Raw genomic sequence first — 22,269 nt, 5'->3', positions numbered from 1 at the left:
ATTCCTTTCCATTTTGACTGGTAATCATTCTTGAAAGATAATCATTTCCTCTTGTAAGCAAAGCATAGCCAGGATTCTCTACATTTTGTATTTCTACATCTAGTTAGATTCTTTTCATTGTTCCATCAACTTGTGACAGATTGATATAACAGAAATAATCAAATTCTACTTTTCAATGATGAGGTATATCAATAACATTATTGAGTTGTTGAAAATAATAATTTCCTTCCTGATCTTTCTTTCCTTTAATAATTTCAATGATTTCTTCTAAAGAGACATCCTTAGCTTCTTTAACAAAGCCTTTGGTGATTCTTCCTAAAGTTTCTGGATGTCCTAATATTCTTTTACAGAGTTTATCGAGCATGATAATATGATCATTTGATGTAATTTCTAGTACTTGGTCCATTTAATTTATCCCTCCTATTATTATATAGACAATTTTTTGACGTTTTTCTTTAAAAAAAGAAAAACTTTCAAAGCTTTTACTTTGAAAGTTAAATCAAATCTAAATCTTTTAAAATATGAAGTCCTTCTTGAATAGCACCATTTCCACCTGTTTTAGTAAGTGTATAGGTTGCTGCTTCTTTAGCCTCCTTACATCCATTAGCTGGTGTAAAACTATAAGGAAATCCTTTTAACATACATACATCATTTAAACCATCTCCAAAAGTTGCTACTTCATCAAGAGTCAATCCTTTTAATTTTAAAACTTCTCTTAACATAATTCCTTTATCATAATCATCACAAGTAATTTCAATATTATCTTCATATGATGAAGAAATGTTTAAATGAGGTATACAATCTAAACGTTCTCTTACGCCCTTTGCTTCTTCAGGATTTAAATGTCTAGCATCTACTTTTAAAGGAAGTGCTCCTTGTTGATAAATTTCATCAATTGAAGAAACCGACGTACAATCATTTAAATATCCCCATCTTCTAAAGAATGTCGTATTTGGAAGGTCTTCTAAAGTAATGCCCTCACGACCTTTCATTAATAATTTAACATGTAAGTCCCAATAACTTTCAAAATCTGTTAAAATATATTTTCCTTTTGTTGTATGAATAGAAATATGATAATTATGTTTTTGTAAAATAGGAATCATCTTTCTAAAAGCATCTTCATCCATTGGATGCACAATATTTTTAGTTCCTTCAATATTTCGATATTGTGTCCCATTATTAATAATCAAATCTCCATCTACATGAGACTTTTCAATCATATCAAGCATCATATTCATATCTCTTCCAGATGCAAACATAAACTCGATACCCTTTTCTTTATAAAAATCAATCTCCTTAATATCATCATCATAAAAATGATTATCTCTATCAATACTTGTTCCATCCACATCTAATACAACTAATTTAATCATTCTAATTCCCTCTATTTTCCAAATCTATCTTTTAATTTATCAAACAAACTTTGTGAAATACCAAATTTTTTACACATTTCTTTAACATATTGATCAACTTCTTCATTAGACATATTCTTAAGTCTTTCTTCATCAATACCTAAGTTTTCCATTGTTGATTTCATTTGATCATACATTCCTGTATCACCATTTTGATAATTACTCATCATTTCATCGACCCAACGCTTTGCTCCTTCTAATTGTTGGTTTTCTTGACTATCTTGTTGATCAAAGAAACTTTGTGCTTCATTTAAAGCATCAATTTCATCACTATCCAATCCTAAACTTTCAAAGAAATCTAAACAATAACGACATAAAGAACGACATTCATCTTGATAATCTAAATCTTTAAGTTCTTTTGCCATTTCTAATTCATGTTCAATATCTTTAATTTGTTGGAAGTGTTGTTCGTTAAGTTCTAAATCTTCATAAACATCTTCTTTTAAATCATTTAAAACAATTGGTACAAAGTATTCTACTTTTTCATAAGCTGACATTTCATAATGAACAGGCATTTCTAAAATTTCACTTAAACATTCAATAAATCCTTTTAAATTTAAATATTTATTTTTAAAAACAAAAGTATTTGCTTTTGTTTTGATTTTCGCATAAAAATCAAAACCTTCTTCTTTTTTTACTAGTACTAATTCTTCTATATCTTCATATAAAAAGAAATGAGGCTCTTTAAAACAAAAATAAACACCTTGATCTGTAAAAATCATTCCTTGACTACCATCATCGCTGGCATCAACAAATCCAAGTACTTGATAATCTGTGGTACTTCCATATAAATAAAGTGCTTTAGAGATTTGTGACGGTATATTTTGTTGATTGTAAAATGTTGCTTCATTTACAATATTTTCATCTAAGTTTTCTAATATGATTTCTTTTTCCATTTTTATCACCTTCTAATACTTTACTATAAATTTGAATGAATGCAAAGAAAAAATCCTTAATTGCTTAAGGATTTTGAATACATTTTCTTACTTGTAAAAAATGCGACAACTAAAATAACAAAAGTGATATCAAAAGGACTGTTATAAAATAAGATTGAAATCAATAATGATATAACAATACTTACTATTTCAATGATAAAAGGTTGAAATGAAACTTGATATCGTTTAATCAATTGTCTTTGATTTAAAAGCTGCTTAACACTTATAACAAGCATAATGACTGCTACTAATAAATCAATATAATAATTAATTAAATAATGATTTCCTACCAATTCTTTAACAAAAAGAAGCACAATATATATACACATGGTAAGTAATATTCCAGACATTTCATATTTATTAGAATCTCTTTGTTTTAATTGATTGATTTTTTCTTTGTAATTTATTTTTCTATCTATTTGATCAACAAATACTTGACTTCCTTTAGTCATCACTTGTTGAACTGTTTTTCCTTGATCTTGAAAAAATTTCATTTGATCAAGAATTTCAGAAAGTAAAATATTTGTCTTTAAAACATCTTTTCGTTTTTTAAACAAGCATTTTTCAATTTCTTGATAACATTTAAAATAATCATCATTTAACCTTTTTACTTTAACACTATTTTCAAAATATAAATCATACTTCTTTTCTTTCATCTTAATCTACCTTTAACGAATGACTATTTACTTCGCTAATATGACTATTAAAGAACTCAGTCATGACTTGAATCATATAATAAGTATCTTTAATACCAGCAGTTTCATATGTAGAGTGCATTGCAAGTTGTGGTAAACCGATATCTACACTATTCATAGAAACTTGTGCCATTGCGATATTTCCTAAAGTACTTCCTCCCGCTTCATCTGAACGATTTGCGAAGAATTGTACAGGTACATTGGCTTTTTTACATAAATCTTTAAATACTGCAACACTTACCGCATCGCTTGTATATTTTTGACCTGCATGAGATTTTACAACAATTCCTTCATTCATATAAACACAGTTTGTTGCGTCTGTTTTTTGTGGATGATGTGGATGAACTGCATGTGCATTATCAGCAGATAACATAAAACTTGAAGCAATTGCACAATAGAAATCTTCTTCTGTTTTTCCAAGTGCACTGTTAGCACGTTTTAAAACATCATATAAAAGTGTTGAAGCAGCTCCTTGTTTTGTTCCTGAACCAACTTCTTCGTTATCAAAGCAAGCTAATACATCAATTGATTGATCATTTCCACCAGCTAAGAATCCTTTTAATGAAGTAAAAGCACATTGTAAATCATCTAAATGTTGGCTTGAAATAAATTCATCGTTAGCTCCCCAGATAGATGGCGCTGTACGATTATATAGATATAAATCACTACCATAAATATCTTCTACTTGAACTCCTGCTTCTTTAGCAACGAGTTTCATAAAGTCACCTGGTTTACAATCAGCCCCGCCAAATAAAGGAAGCATATCAATTTGTTTATTATATGCATAACCATCATTGACCGCTCTGTTCATATGAATAGCCATATTTGGAATTAAAACTAAATCACGATCAATATTAATTAATTGTGTTTTTAATTCATTTCCATCTTTAATTAATAAACGTCCAGCAATAGATAATGGTTTATCAAACCAAGTTGAACAAATCATTCCTCCATAACCTTCTGTATTTAATTGTGTGTATTTACCCTTTACTTCTAATTCAGCATTTTCTTTTAATTTGAAAGTTGGGCAATCACTATGTGAAGCAGCAACATTAAAACTATAATTTTCTAAATTGCTTCCGACCTTTAAAGCAATAATACTTGAATTATTACGAGTAACATAATATTTTCCACCTGGAGCCATTTTCCAAGGTTTTCCCTCTAATAATTCAACAAATCCATCTTTGTTTAATTCTTTTTTAATGTTTTCAACAGCATGGAATGCTGTAGGACTTTTTTGTAAAAAATCTAATAATTCTTCTGAAATTCCCCTATACATTTTCTAACACCTCTTCTATATTTTATCACAATTATTCTGTAATAGCGTTGGCTTTTTCTCTTTTAGCAATAGCTGGTAAAATTATTCCTAATGCAGTTAAAACAACAGGAGTAATAATATTTAAAGCCATTGTAAATAAGTCAGTTGAGTAAACACCCATGATACAACATGCAGCTGTTACAAAAAGACACCATCCACCAAAGAATAAAGCAACTGGTTGACTCTTAACAAAACGATAATCAGCTGGGATCTTATCATAGGCTTTTCTTAAACCAATATAAGCTAAGAATACCCAAACATAACGCATTGGCATACATACTGAATTTAATTTATTTAATTGGGCTAATACTCCAGCAGCCCCTTGTCCACCAATGATTTGAATTAAAATAATACTTCCAGATAAAGCCACAACCATTTTAATTCCATTAACATAAGCACCATATTTGTTTTGTTTTAATAATTTAGATGGAATAAATTGTCTAGCATCTTCATTATCTAATAACATTCTAAGTGGTGCATCAATACTTAATACTAATGTTGAGAATTGTCCAATCATATTACATAATGCGTAAATAATTAGTAATGCATCTCCCATATGATAGTATTGACCTAATTTTTGGAATGACCAGTAAGCACCATTTGATACATAAGAATTAAATGATTCTGGTGATGCATAGATTACTGATGGATCAAACATCATACCCATAGCAAATGTACCTAAAATAGCACATACCATAACCATGATTGCAAGTGCAATCATCCCTTTTGGGAATCCTTTTGAAGGATTTTCTACTTTATTTACATAAGGTGAAATTTTTTCACACCCACCAACTGCAAATACCAAAATAGAAAGTGATGTAAAATAATTGACATTAAATTGTGGAACAATTTTGTCAAAACTAAAATCTAATGATAAATATCCCCCATTTGGATTAATTGCTGGTGCAGCAAACATCATTAAGATATATAAGATTGACATAACGAACATACTTGTTCCTGCAACTGTTGCTAATTGTTTAAGCGGGTTTAACCCTCTACTAGCAAACCAACAGAAAAATAAGAATACTGCAAGTGTAGCAAGTTGCACATATAATGTTGGAAGTGAATCATAAACTTCAGCATTTCTAAAAATTGCCCAGCTTAATGCTTTTAAACCTCCACTACCTTTACTTGCAATATAAGTAACGTGACATGCCCAATATGTCCATCCAGCATAGTATGCAAGTTTAGGACCAAATGTTTCATGTACCCAAGAACTTACTCCTCCACCAGAATTTTTAAACGCAGACCCTAGTTCTCCCACCATTAAAGCGTAAGGAACAAAATAAAGTGCGAACATTAATACCCAACTAAAAACTACTTGGATACCATTGAAGTAGATAAAGCCATTTAAAACGTTTCCAAATCCCCAAACAGTAGAAAACGCCATGAAAGCTAAACCATACCACTTGATTTTTTTTGAATTTTCCATGATTTTACCTCCGTATTTTTTGAATAACTTAGGTCGTTTATTCTTAAATAAAATACAAACATTGTACTTCACAATACACAATTATATCGTATTATGTCGATAAATGCTATATATTTTATTTCATTGTGCTCTTTTTTAGACATTTATCCGTAAATTGTCTAAAAAAGCATACATTTATCCCAAAATATAATATTCTATTTTTATCATCAATAAACTTTTATTATTATTCATTTCTATTTAACACCAAATATTTACCTTTTAAACACCCATTTATTTCATCAAATACATGCCCGCTTTGTTAATATAAATCAAAAGAGGTGACAAATATGGAAAATACATTATATTTTAAAGACATGATTCATTGTGATCAAAATAACTATCCTAAAAAAATCTACAAAGTAGAATATTCTAAAATGTTGATAGAAATTTTAGATAGTGATCACATTCAGGGTAGACCCTTCTATTTTAGCAGTCCTCATTCTAGAGACAATTTCATCAAACAAATTAAAGATCATATTTTAAGAATCAATTATGAAGAACTCGAACAAATACAGCACTATTGGAAAAAGAACATAAAATAATTATGAGAGGTTTTGCCTCTCTTTTTTTTATCACTCAATAATTGCCCATTTTTTACTTTTCTCCCAAATGACATGCTGTTTTTGGAAAAAAGTTATTGGTTGCCCAATAACTTAAAGTATCTTTTTGAAATACAATACATCATCCATCGGATTATGATAATACGCCTCACGTTCAACAAATCCTACCTTTTTATAAAGATGAATTGCTGATTGTAAAGGAATAATCGTATCCAACACCATTTCCTTATATCCTGCTTTTTTAGCATGCCCTAAAATTTCTAAAACAAGCTTTTTACCTAATTTATTTTCTCTATATTTTGGTTTTACATACAAGCGTTTCATTTCACAGCGACTCTTTGAATGGCGATGATAGGCAACCATTCCTATCACCTTTTTCTTTTCTACAGCCACTAAAAGTTCTCCTTCAGGAGCTGTATATTTTTTTACTGGATTTTATAATTCCTCATCAATATTTTGAAAAGATAAATCCCGTCCTAAACGCTTTGTATATTCTATAATTAATTCTTTTACTTGATCTAAATAATCAACACCATTACATATTTCCATAAAATCCTCTATGTACAAATTATTTTTTTTACATATATATTTTCTATAACCTTTGTATCATCCCATCCATTTGAACTTTCAAAAGCGATTACTTTTTCTTTTCCTTTTAAAATAAAATCATGTTTTTGGATATCTACAAGGTCTTTATTTTGATAAAAGAAAACAATAGCTTCCCCATAACATTTCTTTTTATCATTTTTTGTTTTCTTAATGCATTCATTTAATTGTTGTAAAGAAATATCAGTTATACGATCGATATCAAAATTATTATACTCTTGATATTGGGTACTTTCTTTTGCTTTTATTTCGTCATAATAAGTATCTTTAAATTCCTCTTTTTTAAAGATAAAAGCAGTTTCTTTATTTACCGGTAAACATTTAATTTTTTGAACTTTTAATGATAGATCAATTGGTTTATTTGAAGTATTTTTTAAAATCAAAATAACTTGATCATCTATTTTCTTTGTTTCAAATGAATATAATTTATTTTGTGGATGACATCCTGTAAAAAGTGTTATCAAAATAATGAATGCACATATTTTTATAATCAATTTTTTCATAACTTTTCTTCCTTTTTATATAATCTACGTCGAAGTAAAACTTCTAAAATAAGATCAATAAATACTGTTACAAGATATATTGGATAATAATCCCAATATTTATCTTTTACTCTATTCATTTCATGAATTGGATTTTGTATAAAAGCTAATGCAATCAACAGTATTCCTAAAACATTAGAAACTCTAATAATGATCAATCCATAGTTATTTTCCTTATTTAGCAATTGTATAATTTGTCCTACAATACGTATAAAAAAAATAATTTCTATCGCTATCCAATAAAACATAAAATTTCATCCTTTCCTTTACATGCAGGCAAGTGAAAGCCAAATCAATGAAAGACAAAATACAACGACCGCTATTAAAAATAAAGTAACCCATAAAGCATATTTTCCAATATTTCTTTTCATATTTTTCTCCTTATTATAATTTTTAAAAGGTTTTATTATATATTTACTTACTTTTCAACAATACAATGGTTATTAAAATATTATTTTTCTATCAAAAAGTTTATTGCTTTTTTGGCGTTTGAAATAGGATAATAGGGTGTGCTTTTCTTTGTATTATCTTTATATTCTATTTCTAAACCTTTTTTATTTCCTTTTTTTGGTAAACTTCGATAATAATATCCTGAATAATCTTTTGCATTTTGATCATTAAACTCTAAAAACACTCCTTTTGCATAATAAAATACATAGCCTTCAAATTCTGGAGATACATATCGAAAACCCTCTAATTGTCCATCTTTTAAAAAACGTACTGCTACAAATTCTTGACAAGCTTTTTTATTGTCATCTTTTGATAAAAATATGTGATATTCAAAATAATCACCTAAACTACTTCTGCCTCCTATCAATCGATGATCTCCCATATATTTTTTAACATCTTCTTCTGTAAAATTGCTATTCAAATCCATAAACATTTTTTGATAAGGGCTATATTTTATGATTGTTTTAGTATCATCTAATAAAATATCCTTATTAGATTTTACACTACATCCACCTAATATTACTCCCATAACAAACAGTAATAAAATCATTTTTGCTTTCATTTTATTTCACCCTTCCTTGTTAAAACCACTCAAACATTTAATTATTAATTAAATACGTACGATATTTTAAATATAAAACCATATTAATGATCAAACCAACGCACATAAAAGTTATGGCACTTGAATAATGAAACATTGTCATAATTGAAAAATGATACATAACCAAATCAATTACAAGTAATCCAAATAAAAGAAAAGTATTTCTTTTAAGATCAATACATTCTTTAGAAACAACCTTTTTAATCATCATAAAAAAATAAACAAATATTATAAAATAAAACAAATAATGTATGACAACTGATAAATTATAAAGCAAGCCTACTTCCCCATAAATGGGATTTCCATCCATTCCTATTGTAATCCAATGGGTAGAAATGTAATTATCAAAGTATTTAAATGCTAATAAACCTATTATTTCAAAAACATAGCTTAAATAAATAAGACAAACATCATATTGTTTCTTCATTTTCTTTTCCTCCATCCATAATATTATGAATCAAGGAAGCGCTTTCCTTACTTTCATTATACGTCTTTCTACCATTATGTCAATTATACTTTTATTATAATAGTATCTTGCTTATAATAATTCATATGTTATAATCAATTTGGGTGATAAAAGATGGCAAAATCTAACAGTTTCTTTAATATTGATATGCTTGTTTTAAGTTTGTTGAAAGTAAAGGATTGTTATGGATATGAATTAGTAAAATTAATTAAAGAAATTTCCAATGGCTCATTAGATATTAAAGAAGGTACTCTTTATCCTGTTGTACATAATTTATTAAAAAAAGAATATATTTCAAGTCGAGATGAGATTGTTAATAAAAAAATCAGAGTTTATTATCATATTGAACCAATTGGAAAAGAATATTTAGAACAAACAATTATTGAATTTAGAAAGAATATGCAAGGTGTATTTGAAATCATTGCATATGGTGAAGGCAAAAAAGATGAGTAACGATATAAAAAAATATATAAAATACGTTAAAAAAATTATTCCAATCCATTCAAAAGATAAAAAAGAATTTATACAGTTATTAACACAAAAAATCATTGAATTTTCGAATGAACATGACTCCTGTAGTTATCAAGATATCGTAGATGAATTTGGGAGGCCTAATGAAGTTGCTGGTTCTTATATTGAAACTTTAGATAGTGACGAAATTATAAAGAAACTTAATAAAAAGAAAATTATAAATATTTTTATTTCTGTCATAATTATTTTATGCATAAGTGTTTGGGGATTTGAAAGATATCGAATCAATCAATTGATTGATGAAGCAAAACATACAAAGATGAAAACATATACAGCTGAAGAATATAAAGAAAAAATAGCAAAAGAAAAACAAGAAAAATAAGTATTTAAATTAGGAGTAAAAAATGAATAAAGAAATCAAAAAATATATAAAATATGTTAAAAAAATTATTCCTTTTTATTCTAAAGATAAAAAAGAATTTCTAAAGTTACTAACACAAAAAATCATTGAATTTTCAAATACTCAACCTAATTGTACTTATCAAAATATCATAGATGAATTTGGTAGTCCTAATGAAGTTGCTGGATCATATATTGAAAGTTTAGAAAACGATGACATAATAAAGCAACTTAATAAAAAATATATTTTTAAAACATTAGTAACCATTATTATATTTATATCTATTGGTATTTGGTGTTTAGAAATTTATCATTTCAACAAACTCTACCAAGATGCAAGAGACAGTATTCATGGATATTGGGTAGAAGAAATCACTGAAGATAGTCGCATAGAAAATGAATAAGGCTCCTTTCGGAGCCTTATTTTTTTATTCAACATTCTTCAACGCTTCATCCATTGGGATTTTCTTGATTTTTCTCATTTGAATCATCATGACAAACAAATAAGAAATAACTGTCATAATAAACATCTTGATATAAACACTACCTTCTACATAGAAAGGAAGCCATCCTGCATATTCTTCAAAAACAATTTTGAAAGCATAAGATAAGATCCATGTTGTTATTCCAAAAGAAAGTAACGTTGAAATCATAATAACAATCGTTGTGGCATGAACATACATTTTTTGTATTTCTTTTGATGTATATCCAAGAATTTTAACCATGGAAATCGATACTTTATTATTTTCAATAATCATCTTTGTAAGAAGATAAATAAGCATGATAAACATGATCATCGCAAAACCTTCAACCAGATAAAACATTTCCCCCATTGAAACATTTAATTGTCTTGATACTTTTGTTAAATCATCTTGAGTAATGGTTGATGCGATATAGTCATCTTTTAAATCTGTTATTTTTTTATTAGAGAAATAACCATTGAAATATCCATCTTGACAGTTGAAAACTTCATTAAAATAAGACTTTGACATATAAAGTGCCATACTACCAGGTGCATCATAAATACCTTTAATTTCAAAAGTATAACGTAAATCTTTATAGCTTTCTTTTAAAGAAATACGATCGCCTTTTTTTAAATTATATTTATCAGCAACATCTTTTGAAATATAAACACCTTTTTTTGGTAATGATTTTATATGAATATATTGACTATTATTTTGTAAACCATAGAGACTAATATCTTCTTCCATTGTACTTTCTGGAAGTGTTTTTAATGAATAAAGTGAAAAAGCCTCTGCCCCTTTGGTTTTAGTTTTATAGTTATCATACATTTCATCATATTGATCATCAATCAAACTTAAGAAACTATCTCTAAATTCTTGAGGAATCGTTTGAAAAACTTGTTCAACGGCTGTGGTATCAACTGATTCTGGTGTATTTAAAATATATTGATATTTAGCAGTCATATTATTAACAACAATATCTTGATAATGATCGAGAACAGGATGCATATCCATTCCAAACATTAATAAAATAATTGCGAATAAAACACCCACAAATAATGTAATATAGCCTGATAAATTATTTAAAATAACACTTAATCTAAATTGAGAAAAGAAGCCCAAACGATGCAATACCAATGTTTTTTTATTCTTTTTAACTTTTTTAATATCTCTTTTCATAAATTTAAGAGGTGATAATTTTAAAGATTTACAGTAAATACCATAATTAATTAAAACCATCATAATAAATGGAATGATTGTCGTTTTAATGAAAGCATCCCCAGACCAAATCGTTACATAAGTTGGTAAGCTATAACTTCCATAATACATACCTGCCATGACATCTTTAAAATATGTATATCCTAAAATATTTCCTACAATACAAGCAACTAAAGAAACAAGAATAGGTAATGTCATATATTGAATCAACATTTCTTTTTTTGTATATCCCATAGCGCGAAGTGTTCCAATCATTGGTGCTTCACTTTCAATAGTATTTTTAGTAGTGATTGCAAAGACAAAGGCAAGAATCCCAATAATGATATAAAGTAAAACCGTCATCATTGCCTCATCACCACCCATATTATCACCTGTAAAGTGAATAGCTTGGTTAGCATATTGAGGAATATAATCGTCAATACCTGAAACATTTTTAACAAGTACGTTTAAAAAATCATTGCTGGCATTAACTTCATTATCAACCTTTTCATTATATGTCCACGCATAGTTATAGTAGATTTTAGCATCTTTAAAGCGTTCAAACCCTTCATCAGAAACAATACCCACACCAAATTTAACAGAATCAAACATTAGATCACTATTTTTTGAAAAAAGAGCACTATAATCTGATAAAGCGACGAGTCCCGTAATTTTTAACTTCTTTTTACCTACTTTGATGGTTTGGCCTACTTGGTAATGATTATTATCGGCATACATACGATCAATCGCTATTTCATTTTTACTTTGAGGAAGTTTTCCTTCCATAATACATACTTGATTGACTTTGTTTCTTGGTTTAAAGAGACGAATTGTACTTGTAGATTCTACTTCTTCTTCAATGTAATTAAGATCATAAATTGTGACACCTTCTTTTTCTAAAGCCTTTTTATTTTCTTTTGATAGAGAATCATTTAAACGAAAATGTCCATCTTCAATATTGTATTTATCGAAACTGTCATTATAAGCCTTGATCATTGAGCCATCAGCAACTAAAAACCCTGAAACAAGACCAATAGACCCTGCCATAAATAAAAATATAATTAAATATTTCGCAATTTCATCTTTTAAAATATATGGTAATCTTTTAAATAATGGATTCTTCATTTTACCAATTCAAATCCTTTGCTGGAATTATATGTGTATTTTTAATATTTTCACGAATACGCCCATCATGTAAATAAATCACACGATCAGCCATATCTTTAATTGCATCATTATGCGTTACAATAATAGTTGTATTACCATATTTTTTATTAACATCTTCAATCAATTGTAAAATATCTTTTGATGTATGATAATCTAAAGCCCCTGTTGGTTCATCACAAAGCAATAAATCTGGATTTTTAATGATTGCACGTCCTATTGAAGTTCTTTGTTGTTGACCACCAGATAATTGGTTTGGTTGTTTATAACGATGTTCTTTTAAACCAAGTGTTTGTAAAAGTTCTTCTTTATCTAATGGATTTTTACTTAAATATTTTCCTACATCAATATTTTGTTCAACATTTAAATGTGAAATCAAATTATACATTTGAAAAACATATCCCAAATGATTTCGACGATAATTTGTTAGATCTTTTTCTTTTAATGTTGAAATTGTTTTCCCTTGAATCATAATTGTGCCACTATCTGGTTGATCAATTCCTCCAATAATATTTAGCAGTGTTGATTTACCAGAACCTGAAGGCCCAAGTAAAACACAAATTTCACCTTTTTCTATTTCAAAATCAATACCTTTTAAAACTTCTGTCTTATATTCATCTTCACCAAAGCTTTTTTTAAGATCCTTGATTGATAAAAACATAATATCCCCCTCCTATAGTTAGCCTATCTAACTAACTATAGAATACTATCCCTTTCCTTTTTTTCAAGTATCTCAAAGAAAAAAACGGATTTCTCCGTTTTTATAACTCAATATGTTTCATAATGGCTTTGGCAATACCATCATTATTATTTGTATCTGTAATTTCATTAGCTACTGCTTTTAATTCATCTGAAGCATTTCCCATAGCCACACCTAAGCCAACATATTCAACCATTGATTTATCATTTTGAGCATCTCCAAAAGCCATCATTTCTTCTTTTTTATAACCCATAGGAATTAAAACACTATCTAAAGCTTTGGCTTTATCAACACCTTTTGCAGTATATTCAAAATAGAAATCAGATGTAAACATACAGTTTAAACGATCTTTAAATGGTTCCATCATTTTCTTATAATGTGCTTGTAAATAGTCTGGATCACCAAATGTAAGAATTTTATTGATTTCAAAATCAACAAAGGCTGCTAAATCTCTTTTTTCACATAAGATGTAGTTATTTCCTCTTGATTCATATTGCATCACATTAAATGGTTTTCCTTTATAAATAATTGTATTATCAAAAACATCATTAACATACATATATTCATCTTTATCAAACATTGGTCTTGCTTTAAAATTCTTTAAATGTTCTAAGACAGCTTTACTATCTTCTACTGAAATCGCATGATTATAAAGTGTTTCATGACTTTGACAATCAACTACTTTTGAACCATTGAAACATACAAATAAACCATGATGATTTTCCATATCTAATTCTTCAGCAAGTTTTAATAATCCACTTGTTGGTCTTCCTGAAGCTAAAACCAAACGTACCCCTTTATCTTGTGCTTTTAAAAGGGTTTCTTTAGTAAGTGGTGTAATGACTTTTTCATCATTGACTAAAGTCCCATCAATATCCATAATTATTACTTTAATTGCCATAATCTATCTCCTTTTCTATTAGTATAATAAAGCGCTTTTACAACTTCAACATACTTTCATAAAAAGAAAAAGAAACAGAAAATATCTGTTTCTAATGTAATAATGAACGTGTTGAACCTGAAGCAATTAAGAATGTACTTCCATTATGAAGCATGGCGAGCATTTGTGGTGTAAGTAAACCTAATGCTCCTAAAACAATGAAGGATGTATTTAAACCAACAATCAAACGATATTGACTATGAATACGTTTAAATAAGCCTTCTGAAATCATTCTTAAAGCAACGATATCATTTAATGAATTTGATACAAGTGTAATATCTGCAAGTTCACGCGCAATATCCGAGCTATCTTGAAGTGAAATCGAAACATCTGCCATGGATAAGGCTGGTGTATCATTAATACCATCTCCTACCATCACAACGGTATTTCCTTCTTTCTTTAAACTTTCAATATAACTTGCTTTATCTTCTGGTAAAACTCCTGCTCTAAAATCATCTAAATTTAATTGTTTCGCAATTGCTTTTGCACAGTTAGGACTATCCCCTGTAAGCATAATGACTTTATCAAAACCAATATCACGAAGTTCTTGAACAACTTCTTTAGCTTCTGGTTTTAAAGGATCATAAATACTAATAATACCTGCAAGCTTTTTAGCAATAGCTAGATAAATAAGGGAACTTGAACCTTTACTTTCAAGTGAAGAAATCAAATCTTTAATTTCTTGTGTCATTTCTACACCTTCATCTTCAAAGACAAAATGACTGCTTCCAATAATAACATCTTCACCATTTAAGCTTGTCGAAATACCATGAGCAATCACATATTTTACTTCCGCATGTTCTTCATGATGTTTTAAGTTTTCAACTTCTGCTTGATGAACGATGGCATTAGCCACACTATGTGGGAAATGTTCTTCTAGACAAGCCGCAATTTTTAAAACTTCTTCTCTTGTATAATCTTGTAAAGGAACGACATCTAGTACAACAGGTTTGGCATGCGTTAAAGTTCCTGTTTTATCAAAAACAATCACATTTGCATCCTTCATGCTTTCTAAATGTTTTCCACCTTTAACTAAAACATTATGCATTGAGGCTTCTTGCATTGCTGAAATCACTGAAATTGATGTTGATAAACGAATCGCACAAGAATAATCCACCAATAAAAGAGCAGTAGCTCTTGTGAGATTTCTTGTAAATGCCCAAACACCAAAGAATCCTAAGAAACTATAGGGAACAATGGCATCAGCCATATGTTCTGCTTTTGATTGAATAGATGCTTTTAATGATTCATTGGTATCAATCATATCAATAATTTTAGCAATACGACTTTCATCTTGTAAGTTTCTAACTTTAACAAAAATCTTTCCTTCTTCAATTAACGTTCCTGCATAAACCGTATCATTTAATGTCACACGTTTGCTTAATGGTTCACCTGTAAAGCTTGATTCATTAACCATGGCTTCACCATCAATGATTTCCCCATCAATAGGAACCATGCTTCCTGTTTGAACAATAACAGTTTGTCCTTGTTTTAAATCAGACATCGCAATTTCTTGTTCTTGTCCATCTTTATAAATCCAAACTTTATCAAATTTATTCATCAAGCTATCACCTAATTGTAAAGTGACTTTTTGACGTGTGTAATCTTCTAATAATTCAGAAATTTTAAGCATCAACATAATATTGCTTGCTGTATTAAATTCTTTGCGTAATAAAGATATCCCAATACTTGTTGCATCTAAAACTGGAACATCAATACGTTTATTTCCAAGTGAAGCAATCCCCGCTTTAAAATAAGCAAGTGCTTTATAGATAGCAATTCCTTTACCAACAACATTTGGTAAAAAGAGCTTAACAGCATATCTCTTAGCAAAAATTTTAATTAATTCATGTTTAAAGCTTTGATCAAGTACTTGTAAATTTTGAGAACAATTTTTAGGAATTTCTCTATTTTGTAAAGTACTTAAATCATAACTTTTTAAATAACCAAATACTTCATTTTTATAATTTTCATCGAAAACCAATAGAAGACTTCCATTTTTATAATGTGCTTCTACATATCTTACATATTCAAGTTTTAAAAAATCGCTTTTTAAAATAGTTGCTTGTTCATTTGTAAAAGCATATTGTCCAAAACGAACACGTAATCTTCCATCGATTTCATGAACTATTTTAAAATTACTCATCGTTATTGTGCCTTACTTTTTTCTACTGCTTCAGCATAGACATCTTGAGCATCTTCTTTAATAGAAGTAACAGTTGCTTCTACGTTATCTTTCACTTGCATTCCACTAGCTAATCCTTTAACAGCTAATTCTCTTGCTTTATTGCTTTTAGCGAACTTTGAAGTGACAACAGCAGTAACTGCTCCTCCTACAAATGTCCATAATTCTTTACTTTTAAAAAATTCTTTCATCTTAAAATCCTCCATTCTTTTTTACATTATACGATATTTTCTAAAAAAATAAATAATTTTTTATTTCGTTTCTATTTTTTTATCATTCCTTGCTCTATTTCAATAATTTCATCACATAAAGCAAGAGATGACTTTCGATGACTAACAATAATAATCAATTTTTCATCTTTTATTCGTTTTAAACTTTCTAATAATGCGGCTTCATTTAAACTATCAATACGACTTGTTGGTTCATCTAATAAAAGAATCAGTGTTTTTCTTAAGAAGGCACGTGCTAGACCAATTCTTTGTTTTTGACCACCCGAAATATTTTCATCATAAATCGTTTGATATCCTTGTGGTAAAGACATAATAAAATCATGAATTTGTGCTTGTTTACAAGCTTCTATTACATCTTCTTGACTATAAGCAGGATTTAATAAAGTAATATTATGATATAACGTATCTTTAAATAAAAATGTTTCTTGATCAACATAGCTGATATTTTCTTTTAAAGTGTGGCTATTGATATTTTCAATGGATTCATGATCAAATATAATCTCACCTTCACCTTGATAAATACGCATCAATAATTTCAATAAAGTTGATTTACCACAGCCACTTTTACCAAGAAGACCATAGGTTTTACCAAATTCAAAGGTATAATTGATTTGATGTAAAATTTCAGTAGATGTATTTGGATAATGAAATGATAGATTTTTTACTTCGATTGGTAAATTTAAAGTAGTATTTTTATTTGTAATTTCTTTAAGTAATGGTTCTTCATCTAATAGATTTAAAATACGTCTTGCACAAGGGAATACTTGATTCAAATTGTTTGCGAGATTTGCTAGGGCAATCGTTGGTCCAAAAGAAGATGATAGAGCCATCATTGGAATCAACAATTCTTTAGAAACATGATTCTTGATCAATAAAATAGCAATAACAATCGATAAAATAATCAGCCCATCAGAAAGTATTTGTTGAAAACTTTGATGTTTGATTAATTTTTGATGTGTTTGGGTTAAATTATTTTGATAATCCATCATCTGTTCAAAGCGTGTTTCTTGTTGACTAAATTGAATAATTTCTCTTTTTCCTAAGACTGTTTCCAAAACAAAAGTATTATAATTAGCAAGTAAAAAACGATAATTACTTCCCTCTTTTTGACTCACTTTATAAGTGATATATGGAATCAATATACCCATGATACCATAACAAACAAAAGCAAGTATCCCAAAAACAAAATGATAAGAATCTATAAAACAAATCATAATTATACTATAAATAAAGGCAATCATCACCGGCGAAATAGTATGAGCGAAGAAAACTTCTAAGAGTTCAACATCACTTGTCAACATTGCAATAATATTTCCTTTATCTTCATTTTCTAATTTAGCTGGTGCCAGTTCTCTTAATTTTTCAAAGACTAAATGACGAATATGGGCCAATACTTTAAAGGCAATATAATGATTACATGCTTGTTCTATGTATCGTAAGATTCCTCTTGAAAATGCACAAAGAATAATTAATTTAACAGCAAGTGAAAAGGAAATTACTTTACAAAAAGCGAGAATGATAAAAACGGTAATAAAGGTTGCTGTTAAATGCCCTAACACACCTAAAATAATTGCCAATAACATAATCATTAAAAAAGGACGTACTAATTTTAATAAAGAAATAATTAATTTTGTCTTATCTTTCATTTTCAATAATCCTTTCTAAATTCTTTTGATTTTCCACAAGCTCTCTAAATAAATTAGCTTGATTGAATAATTCCTCATAACTTCCTTGTTGAATCAATCTTCCCTCTTTCATTACAAAAGTAAGATGACTTTCTTTACAATGGGCCATGCGATGTGTAATAAAAATAACAATTTTATCTTTAGCTAAACGTTTCATAATTTTTAAAATAATCTCTTCACTTTCACGATCAACATTATTCGTTGCTTCATCAAAAATATAAACATCACTTTCACGCAATAACGCTCTTGCAAGAGCTAATCTTTGTCTTTGTCCACCTGATAGATTTTTAGCTCCTTCATTGAGTTGAAACTTTAATCCTCCTTGATTTTCAAAGACCTCAAATAGTTTTACTTCTTTTAAAACAGCCATCATTTTTTCTTCATCAATATATCCTGACATTGCAAGATGATCAAAGACTGTCCCTTTTAAAATATATGTTTCGTCTTTGATCAACGTTATTTTTTGATAAAGTGTCATTGTTTCTGATATTGTTTCTTGATTATAAAGAATTTTACCTTTTTGAATTGGATATAAATTCATTAGCAGTGAAGCAATCGTACTTTTCCCTGAACCCGATTCTCCTACAATCGTTAAAAATGTTCCTTTGGATAAAGAAAATGAAACATCTTTTAAAATAATTTTTTCATCATAGCCAAAAGTTACATGTTCAAAAGATAAAGTTGAAATCGATTCTTGATAACTTTCTTGAATATCATCCAAGCTATCCAATAGTTTAAAAATTTTATCTGCTGCCGCGTTTCCATTTTGTCCAATATGAAAATAACTTCCTAACATTCTTAAAGGTAAAAAGAATTCAATAGAAATCATTACAATAAAAACAAACATCATAAAAGTAATATGTTGATCTAAATATTCTTGTAAACCCAAAACAACTCCTAGACCAAAACCACCATAAGCTACCAGATCCATCACACTAATCGAATTCAGTTGCATAATTAAAACACGCATGGTTTTCTTTCTAAAATCTTCTGCTTCCCTATCCATTTTATCTTGATAATATAAATCACTTTGATAATATTTTAAAGTTGTAAGTCCTTGTAAATTTTCTAAAAAAGAATCCGCTAATCCTGTATAACTATTCCAGTATTTTGCTAATAACCTTTTAGCTATTTTTTGTACAACAACAATAGAAACAGGAATAAGTGGTACACATAAAAGCAAGATAAGCGCTACTTTTAAAGACATAAAACCAACAACGATAAATAAAGTAAGTGGTGCCAACATGGCATAAAAGAATTGTGGTATATATTTAGAAAAATAAATTTCTAATTGATCAATACCTTCACTTGTAAGTTGAGTAAGCGTCGATTCTTTAAAAACTGTTGTTTGTTTTTGATGATATATCTTATCAAAAACACTTTTTCTTAACTTTGTTTTAATCGTTTCAGTTAAAGATAATGCTTGTTTATTTTGTGTTGTTTGTAAAAAACATTTTAAAGCAAATAAACAAATCACACTTAATAAATAAAAAACAAGTGAAAAAGATTGTTTTAGATAAAGACAAGATAAAACATAACTATGTAAAAATGTCAGTAAAATATGACAAACTAAAACCAACCATTGAATCAAAACTAAACCATAAACATTTTTCATTTCCGCTTTAAAAGTTTTTAATAATCTTTTATTAAACATTTTTTCTTCTCCTTTCTTTAAGTGAAAGCCATCCATGTTTGATTGTTAGAAGTGGATGGTAAAAAAGCATATATTTTCCAGAAAAGCGCATCACTTTTTTTACTTGGCTTCGATATTCTTTTTGATAACAATGAACTTTACATCCACTACAAAAAGTTTTAGTTTCCATAAAAGGACATTTATCAATACGCAAACAAGCGTACTTATAAAGATCTTCACACATCTTACTTTCTTGAGGATGTTTTCTTTGATAAATATCAATCATTACCTTTAATATTCTTTTTTCATTTTCTCTTTTTTGATCTATCTTATTCATTAATAATCTCTACTTTCTTTAACATAATAAAATGATGAATACTCATTACCATCAATAAACATATCTTTCCAATCCATACAGGTGTAATCATTACAGCAATCAAAAAAATAAGTGTTACTGTAAATAATGACTGATTCCTTTTCTTTTTGGTTGTCTTTCTTTCAATGACCATTTCATTGATATATTTTTGATAAAGTTTTGTTTGAATTAAATATTCATGAAATCTATCTGAACTTTTTGAAAATAAAAAAGCACTTAAAAGTAAAAATGGGGTCGTTGGCAATATTGGTAAAACCACACCAATCGCTCCTAAAATAAATGATATAATTCCAAATATAATAAATAATATTTTCATGTTTCCTCCTGTAGTTAGTTATACCTAACTATTATCATCATATCTGTTTAAAATAAAAAAACAAGCATTTGATTTGTTTCACCCATGAAACAAAATGCTGCTTTTTTCATGTTTTATAATACTTTTTCGTGTTTCATCAATGAAACAGTATTTTTAAAAGGGCAAGATTTTCTGGCATATGTCCTTTTAATAAATTAACCTTTAATTTAACCGTAAGAGATGTTTGCATCAATCTTTCTTCTTTTGTATAAAAGAAATTTAAATCTGTAATAGGTATATAGAAACAATCATTTTTTTCAAAACAATCACATTCCTTATTCTGAATAAGATATTTCATCGATTTTAATTTAGAAGAAATCGTAATTCTTTCTTTTAATAATTCTTTTTTCATTTCAATTGGTTGAAATACAAGAAATCCTTGATGGTGCTCAATTAAAAGATAGGCAGGATGCTCAAAACCTCGATTAGCCATTGAATGAACATTTGCATCTTTATAATGAAATAATGTAAAAGAAAAATTATATTTACCTGGTTCTAAATGATGTTCTAAATAATGTCCTGAAAATTCTACAAGGTCTCCTAGTTGATCAAAAACTTTATTAAAATGAATACGACTACAAATGCGTTCAATGGTTTCATCATTAAGTGTCGTATAGAGTTTGATAGCTTCTTGACGAGCCTCTTCTTCATTTAGGTGACTTGTTTCTTGTAGCCAATAGGTTAGATTCTTTATTTTTTCTTGAATTTTTTCAATATATTCTTGTCCTTTTTTTGAAAGCTGACATTTACCTTTATCTAAAGTTAATCCTTGTTCATAAAAAGTATTGATCATTCTTGATATTGTTGCTTTTGAAACATTCATTTTTTTAGCTAGTAATGTGACTGTTATTTTTTTGTTTTCATTCATTAATAATAAGCTTTTTATTTTTTCTGTTGTCATTTTAATCCCTCATATTGTAAATTAGCATAAGCTAACTAATATGTCAATGTTAATGATATTAACATTTAAAGCTCTTACATTTTTAGGAATTTGTTAATGGGATTTAAAGTGATATCTAAATGCTTTATCTTTTTTATCATTCATTCTATAATATACTTGTATTAAGAAAGAGGGAATAAAATATGAGTATCAATGAAATTAATGAACAAGCAAAAGAATCTTTAAAAAAATATTTTAAGGACAGTCAAGACATCCAACATGATGATGACACTAAAAAACAATTAACAATTGAAGAAATGTATCAATCAGTTGATGATGAAATCAAAGAACAAGAAAAGAAATTAGAAGAATTACATCAAATGCGTCATGCATTACAACATAACGCTAAAGAAGCATATGAAGCGGTTTATGGGAAAACTGATGAAGCAGCAGAAGTAAAACATACTACTGTCGAAGAAGAAGTAAAGATTACATTGAGGATTGGTACATCTCCATTTTCTTTGAGTTACAATA

Annotated in this window: 25 protein-coding genes and 1 pseudogene; 5 read left to right on the top strand and 21 right to left on the bottom strand. The window is 28.1% G+C overall.

Features of this window, described 5'->3' with window-relative positions:
• Window positions 1-172: 172 nt before the first annotated feature.
• The 6 genes from LJD34_RS12380 to LJD34_RS12355 all read right to left on the bottom strand — a co-directional run bounded on the left by LJD34_RS12380 (window position 173) and on the right by LJD34_RS12355 (window position 5,792).
• Window positions 173-406, bottom strand: coding sequence for a hypothetical protein (locus tag LJD34_RS12380; RefSeq protein ID WP_147579880.1), 234 nt, complete (start codon window positions 404-406; stop codon window positions 173-175).
• An 88-nt stretch (window positions 407-494) separates the two neighbouring features.
• Complete coding sequence (locus LJD34_RS12375) at window positions 495-1,373, bottom strand: HAD hydrolase family protein (protein WP_227360024.1); 879 nt, start codon at window positions 1,371-1,373, stop codon at window positions 495-497.
• Between the two features lie 11 nt (window positions 1,374-1,384).
• Window positions 1,385-2,308, bottom strand: coding sequence for a hypothetical protein (locus LJD34_RS12370; RefSeq protein WP_227360023.1), 924 nt, complete (start codon window positions 2,306-2,308; stop codon window positions 1,385-1,387).
• 56 nt (window positions 2,309-2,364) lie between these two features.
• Window positions 2,365-3,003: a hypothetical protein gene (locus LJD34_RS12365; RefSeq protein WP_227360022.1), complete on the bottom strand. Its 639-nt coding sequence runs from the start codon at window positions 3,001-3,003 to the stop codon at window positions 2,365-2,367.
• 1 nt (window position 3,004) lies between these two features.
• Window positions 3,005-4,321, bottom strand: a complete 1,317-nt coding sequence (locus LJD34_RS12360) for a M18 family aminopeptidase (protein ID WP_147579883.1) — start codon at window positions 4,319-4,321, stop codon at window positions 3,005-3,007.
• A gap of 31 nt (window positions 4,322-4,352) precedes the next feature.
• Window positions 4,353-5,792, bottom strand: a complete 1,440-nt coding sequence (locus LJD34_RS12355) for an APC family permease (RefSeq protein ID WP_227360021.1) — start codon at window positions 5,790-5,792, stop codon at window positions 4,353-4,355.
• A 326-nt stretch (window positions 5,793-6,118) separates the two neighbouring features.
• Between LJD34_RS12355 and LJD34_RS12350 the strand changes: the two genes are divergently transcribed.
• On the top strand, window positions 6,119-6,373 hold the full coding sequence (locus LJD34_RS12350; protein WP_227360019.1) for a hypothetical protein: 255 nt from the start codon (window positions 6,119-6,121) through the stop codon (window positions 6,371-6,373).
• Between the two features lie 111 nt (window positions 6,374-6,484).
• Here LJD34_RS12350 and LJD34_RS12345 read toward each other — a convergent pair.
• From LJD34_RS12345 to LJD34_RS12325, 5 genes and pseudogenes are all read right to left on the bottom strand, one after another.
• Window positions 6,485-6,793 (bottom strand): annotated as a pseudogene (locus LJD34_RS12345) (GNAT family N-acetyltransferase); the annotation flags it as partial.
• 155 nt (window positions 6,794-6,948) lie between these two features.
• On the bottom strand, window positions 6,949-7,500 hold the full coding sequence (locus LJD34_RS12340; protein ID WP_227360017.1) for a hypothetical protein: 552 nt from the start codon (window positions 7,498-7,500) through the stop codon (window positions 6,949-6,951).
• Window positions 7,497-7,787: a hypothetical protein gene (locus LJD34_RS12335; protein ID WP_227360016.1), complete on the bottom strand. Its 291-nt coding sequence runs from the start codon at window positions 7,785-7,787 to the stop codon at window positions 7,497-7,499. Before LJD34_RS12335 ends, LJD34_RS12340 begins: the two co-directional genes overlap by 4 nt.
• 203 nt (window positions 7,788-7,990) lie before the next feature.
• Window positions 7,991-8,551, bottom strand: a complete 561-nt coding sequence (locus LJD34_RS12330) for a hypothetical protein (protein ID WP_227360015.1) — start codon at window positions 8,549-8,551, stop codon at window positions 7,991-7,993.
• 37 nt (window positions 8,552-8,588) lie between these two features.
• Complete coding sequence (locus tag LJD34_RS12325; protein WP_227360014.1) at window positions 8,589-9,017, bottom strand: hypothetical protein; 429 nt, start codon at window positions 9,015-9,017, stop codon at window positions 8,589-8,591.
• A 153-nt stretch (window positions 9,018-9,170) separates the two neighbouring features.
• On the opposite strand from LJD34_RS12325, the gene LJD34_RS12320 reads away from it, so the two are divergent.
• The 3 genes from LJD34_RS12320 to LJD34_RS12310 are packed head-to-tail and all read left to right on the top strand — an operon-like array spanning window position 9,171 to window position 10,330.
• Window positions 9,171-9,509, top strand: a complete 339-nt coding sequence (locus LJD34_RS12320) for a PadR family transcriptional regulator (protein WP_022002129.1) — start codon at window positions 9,171-9,173, stop codon at window positions 9,507-9,509.
• A complete protein-coding gene (locus tag LJD34_RS12315) occupies window positions 9,502-9,909 on the top strand; it encodes a DUF6120 family protein (RefSeq protein WP_227360013.1) in 408 nt (135 codons plus the stop codon). The genes LJD34_RS12320 and LJD34_RS12315 overlap by 8 nt, the downstream gene beginning before the upstream one ends.
• Before the next feature lie 22 nt (window positions 9,910-9,931).
• Entirely contained in the window at window positions 9,932-10,330 is a 399-nt protein-coding gene (locus tag LJD34_RS12310; RefSeq protein ID WP_032091481.1) for a DUF6120 family protein, read from the top strand.
• Between the two features lie 24 nt (window positions 10,331-10,354).
• Here the strand turns inward: LJD34_RS12310 and LJD34_RS12305 are convergent, their stop codons facing one another.
• From LJD34_RS12305 to LJD34_RS12260, 10 genes are all read right to left on the bottom strand, one after another.
• Complete coding sequence (locus tag LJD34_RS12305; RefSeq protein ID WP_227360012.1) at window positions 10,355-12,712, bottom strand: ABC transporter permease; 2,358 nt, start codon at window positions 12,710-12,712, stop codon at window positions 10,355-10,357.
• Between the two features lies 1 nt (window position 12,713).
• A complete protein-coding gene (locus LJD34_RS12300) occupies window positions 12,714-13,412 on the bottom strand; it encodes an ABC transporter ATP-binding protein (protein ID WP_227360010.1) in 699 nt (232 codons plus the stop codon).
• 100 nt (window positions 13,413-13,512) lie between these two features.
• Window positions 13,513-14,352, bottom strand: coding sequence for a Cof-type HAD-IIB family hydrolase (locus LJD34_RS12295; RefSeq protein WP_227360009.1), 840 nt, complete (start codon window positions 14,350-14,352; stop codon window positions 13,513-13,515).
• Between the two features lie 91 nt (window positions 14,353-14,443).
• Entirely contained in the window at window positions 14,444-16,537 is a 2,094-nt protein-coding gene (locus LJD34_RS12290; RefSeq protein ID WP_227360008.1) for a heavy metal translocating P-type ATPase, read from the bottom strand.
• A gap of 2 nt (window positions 16,538-16,539) precedes the next feature.
• A complete protein-coding gene (locus tag LJD34_RS12285) occupies window positions 16,540-16,767 on the bottom strand; it encodes a DUF6110 family protein (protein WP_022002136.1) in 228 nt (75 codons plus the stop codon).
• A 71-nt stretch (window positions 16,768-16,838) separates the two neighbouring features.
• Window positions 16,839-18,452, bottom strand: a complete 1,614-nt coding sequence (locus LJD34_RS12280) for an amino acid ABC transporter ATP-binding/permease protein (protein WP_227360007.1) — start codon at window positions 18,450-18,452, stop codon at window positions 16,839-16,841.
• Window positions 18,442-20,145, bottom strand: coding sequence for an ABC transporter ATP-binding protein/permease (locus tag LJD34_RS12275; RefSeq protein ID WP_227360006.1), 1,704 nt, complete (start codon window positions 20,143-20,145; stop codon window positions 18,442-18,444). Before LJD34_RS12275 ends, LJD34_RS12280 begins: the two co-directional genes overlap by 11 nt.
• Window positions 20,138-20,461, bottom strand: a complete 324-nt coding sequence (locus tag LJD34_RS12270) for a nitrous oxide-stimulated promoter family protein (protein ID WP_032091488.1) — start codon at window positions 20,459-20,461, stop codon at window positions 20,138-20,140. The genes LJD34_RS12275 and LJD34_RS12270 overlap by 8 nt, the downstream gene beginning before the upstream one ends.
• The gene (locus LJD34_RS12265; RefSeq protein WP_032091489.1) at window positions 20,454-20,816 is read right to left on the bottom strand and encodes a YbaN family protein; all 363 of its coding nucleotides are present in this window, start codon (window positions 20,814-20,816) and stop codon (window positions 20,454-20,456) included. Before LJD34_RS12265 ends, LJD34_RS12270 begins: the two co-directional genes overlap by 8 nt.
• A gap of 136 nt (window positions 20,817-20,952) precedes the next feature.
• Window positions 20,953-21,756, bottom strand: coding sequence for a metal-dependent transcriptional regulator (locus LJD34_RS12260; RefSeq protein ID WP_227360005.1), 804 nt, complete (start codon window positions 21,754-21,756; stop codon window positions 20,953-20,955).
• 182 nt (window positions 21,757-21,938) lie between these two features.
• Between LJD34_RS12260 and LJD34_RS12255 the strand changes: the two genes are divergently transcribed.
• A partial coding sequence (locus LJD34_RS12255; RefSeq protein WP_227360004.1) for a hypothetical protein occupies window positions 21,939-22,269 on the top strand: 331 nt, incomplete at its 3' end.

Origin of the sequence: Faecalibacillus sp. MSK20_93 (assembly GCF_020589945.1) — a bacterium.
In the GTDB taxonomy this organism is placed as follows: Bacteria; Bacillota_I; Bacilli_A; order Erysipelotrichales; family Coprobacillaceae; genus Faecalibacillus; species Faecalibacillus intestinalis.
This window is presented reverse-complemented; position numbering and strand designations above follow the sequence as displayed.

What these genes read in the sequence shown, in the direction of transcription:
- LJD34_RS12380 (WP_147579880.1), bottom strand. Translation starts at nt 406, where the DNA reads ATGGACCAAGTACTAGAAATTACATCAAATGATCATATTATCATGCTC.
- LJD34_RS12375 (WP_227360024.1), bottom strand. Translation starts at nt 1,373, where the DNA reads ATGATTAAATTAGTTGTATTAGATGTGGATGGAACAAGTATTGATAGA.
- LJD34_RS12370 (WP_227360023.1), bottom strand. Translation starts at nt 2,308, where the DNA reads ATGGAAAAAGAAATCATATTAGAAAACTTAGATGAAAATATTGTAAAT.
- LJD34_RS12365 (WP_227360022.1), bottom strand. Translation starts at nt 3,003, where the DNA reads ATGAAAGAAAAGAAGTATGATTTATATTTTGAAAATAGTGTTAAAGTA.
- LJD34_RS12360 (WP_147579883.1), bottom strand. Translation starts at nt 4,321, where the DNA reads ATGTATAGGGGAATTTCAGAAGAATTATTAGATTTTTTACAAAAAAGT.
- LJD34_RS12355 (WP_227360021.1), bottom strand. Translation starts at nt 5,792, where the DNA reads ATGGAAAATTCAAAAAAAATCAAGTGGTATGGTTTAGCTTTCATGGCG.
- LJD34_RS12350 (WP_227360019.1), top strand. Translation starts at nt 6,119, where the DNA reads ATGGAAAATACATTATATTTTAAAGACATGATTCATTGTGATCAAAAT.
- LJD34_RS12340 (WP_227360017.1), bottom strand. Translation starts at nt 7,500, where the DNA reads ATGAAAAAATTGATTATAAAAATATGTGCATTCATTATTTTGATAACA.
- LJD34_RS12335 (WP_227360016.1), bottom strand. Translation starts at nt 7,787, where the DNA reads ATGTTTTATTGGATAGCGATAGAAATTATTTTTTTTATACGTATTGTA.
- LJD34_RS12330 (WP_227360015.1), bottom strand. Translation starts at nt 8,551, where the DNA reads ATGAAAGCAAAAATGATTTTATTACTGTTTGTTATGGGAGTAATATTA.
- LJD34_RS12325 (WP_227360014.1), bottom strand. Translation starts at nt 9,017, where the DNA reads ATGAAGAAACAATATGATGTTTGTCTTATTTATTTAAGCTATGTTTTT.
- LJD34_RS12320 (WP_022002129.1), top strand. Translation starts at nt 9,171, where the DNA reads ATGGCAAAATCTAACAGTTTCTTTAATATTGATATGCTTGTTTTAAGT.
- LJD34_RS12315 (WP_227360013.1), top strand. Translation starts at nt 9,502, where the DNA reads ATGAGTAACGATATAAAAAAATATATAAAATACGTTAAAAAAATTATT.
- LJD34_RS12310 (WP_032091481.1), top strand. Translation starts at nt 9,932, where the DNA reads ATGAATAAAGAAATCAAAAAATATATAAAATATGTTAAAAAAATTATT.
- LJD34_RS12305 (WP_227360012.1), bottom strand. Translation starts at nt 12,712, where the DNA reads ATGAAGAATCCATTATTTAAAAGATTACCATATATTTTAAAAGATGAA.
- LJD34_RS12300 (WP_227360010.1), bottom strand. Translation starts at nt 13,412, where the DNA reads ATGTTTTTATCAATCAAGGATCTTAAAAAAAGCTTTGGTGAAGATGAA.
- LJD34_RS12295 (WP_227360009.1), bottom strand. Translation starts at nt 14,352, where the DNA reads ATGGCAATTAAAGTAATAATTATGGATATTGATGGGACTTTAGTCAAT.
- LJD34_RS12290 (WP_227360008.1), bottom strand. Translation starts at nt 16,537, where the DNA reads ATGAGTAATTTTAAAATAGTTCATGAAATCGATGGAAGATTACGTGTT.
- LJD34_RS12285 (WP_022002136.1), bottom strand. Translation starts at nt 16,767, where the DNA reads ATGAAAGAATTTTTTAAAAGTAAAGAATTATGGACATTTGTAGGAGGA.
- LJD34_RS12280 (WP_227360007.1), bottom strand. Translation starts at nt 18,452, where the DNA reads ATGAAAGATAAGACAAAATTAATTATTTCTTTATTAAAATTAGTACGT.
- LJD34_RS12275 (WP_227360006.1), bottom strand. Translation starts at nt 20,145, where the DNA reads ATGTTTAATAAAAGATTATTAAAAACTTTTAAAGCGGAAATGAAAAAT.
- LJD34_RS12270 (WP_032091488.1), bottom strand. Translation starts at nt 20,461, where the DNA reads ATGAATAAGATAGATCAAAAAAGAGAAAATGAAAAAAGAATATTAAAG.
- LJD34_RS12265 (WP_032091489.1), bottom strand. Translation starts at nt 20,816, where the DNA reads ATGAAAATATTATTTATTATATTTGGAATTATATCATTTATTTTAGGA.
- LJD34_RS12260 (WP_227360005.1), bottom strand. Translation starts at nt 21,756, where the DNA reads ATGACAACAGAAAAAATAAAAAGCTTATTATTAATGAATGAAAACAAA.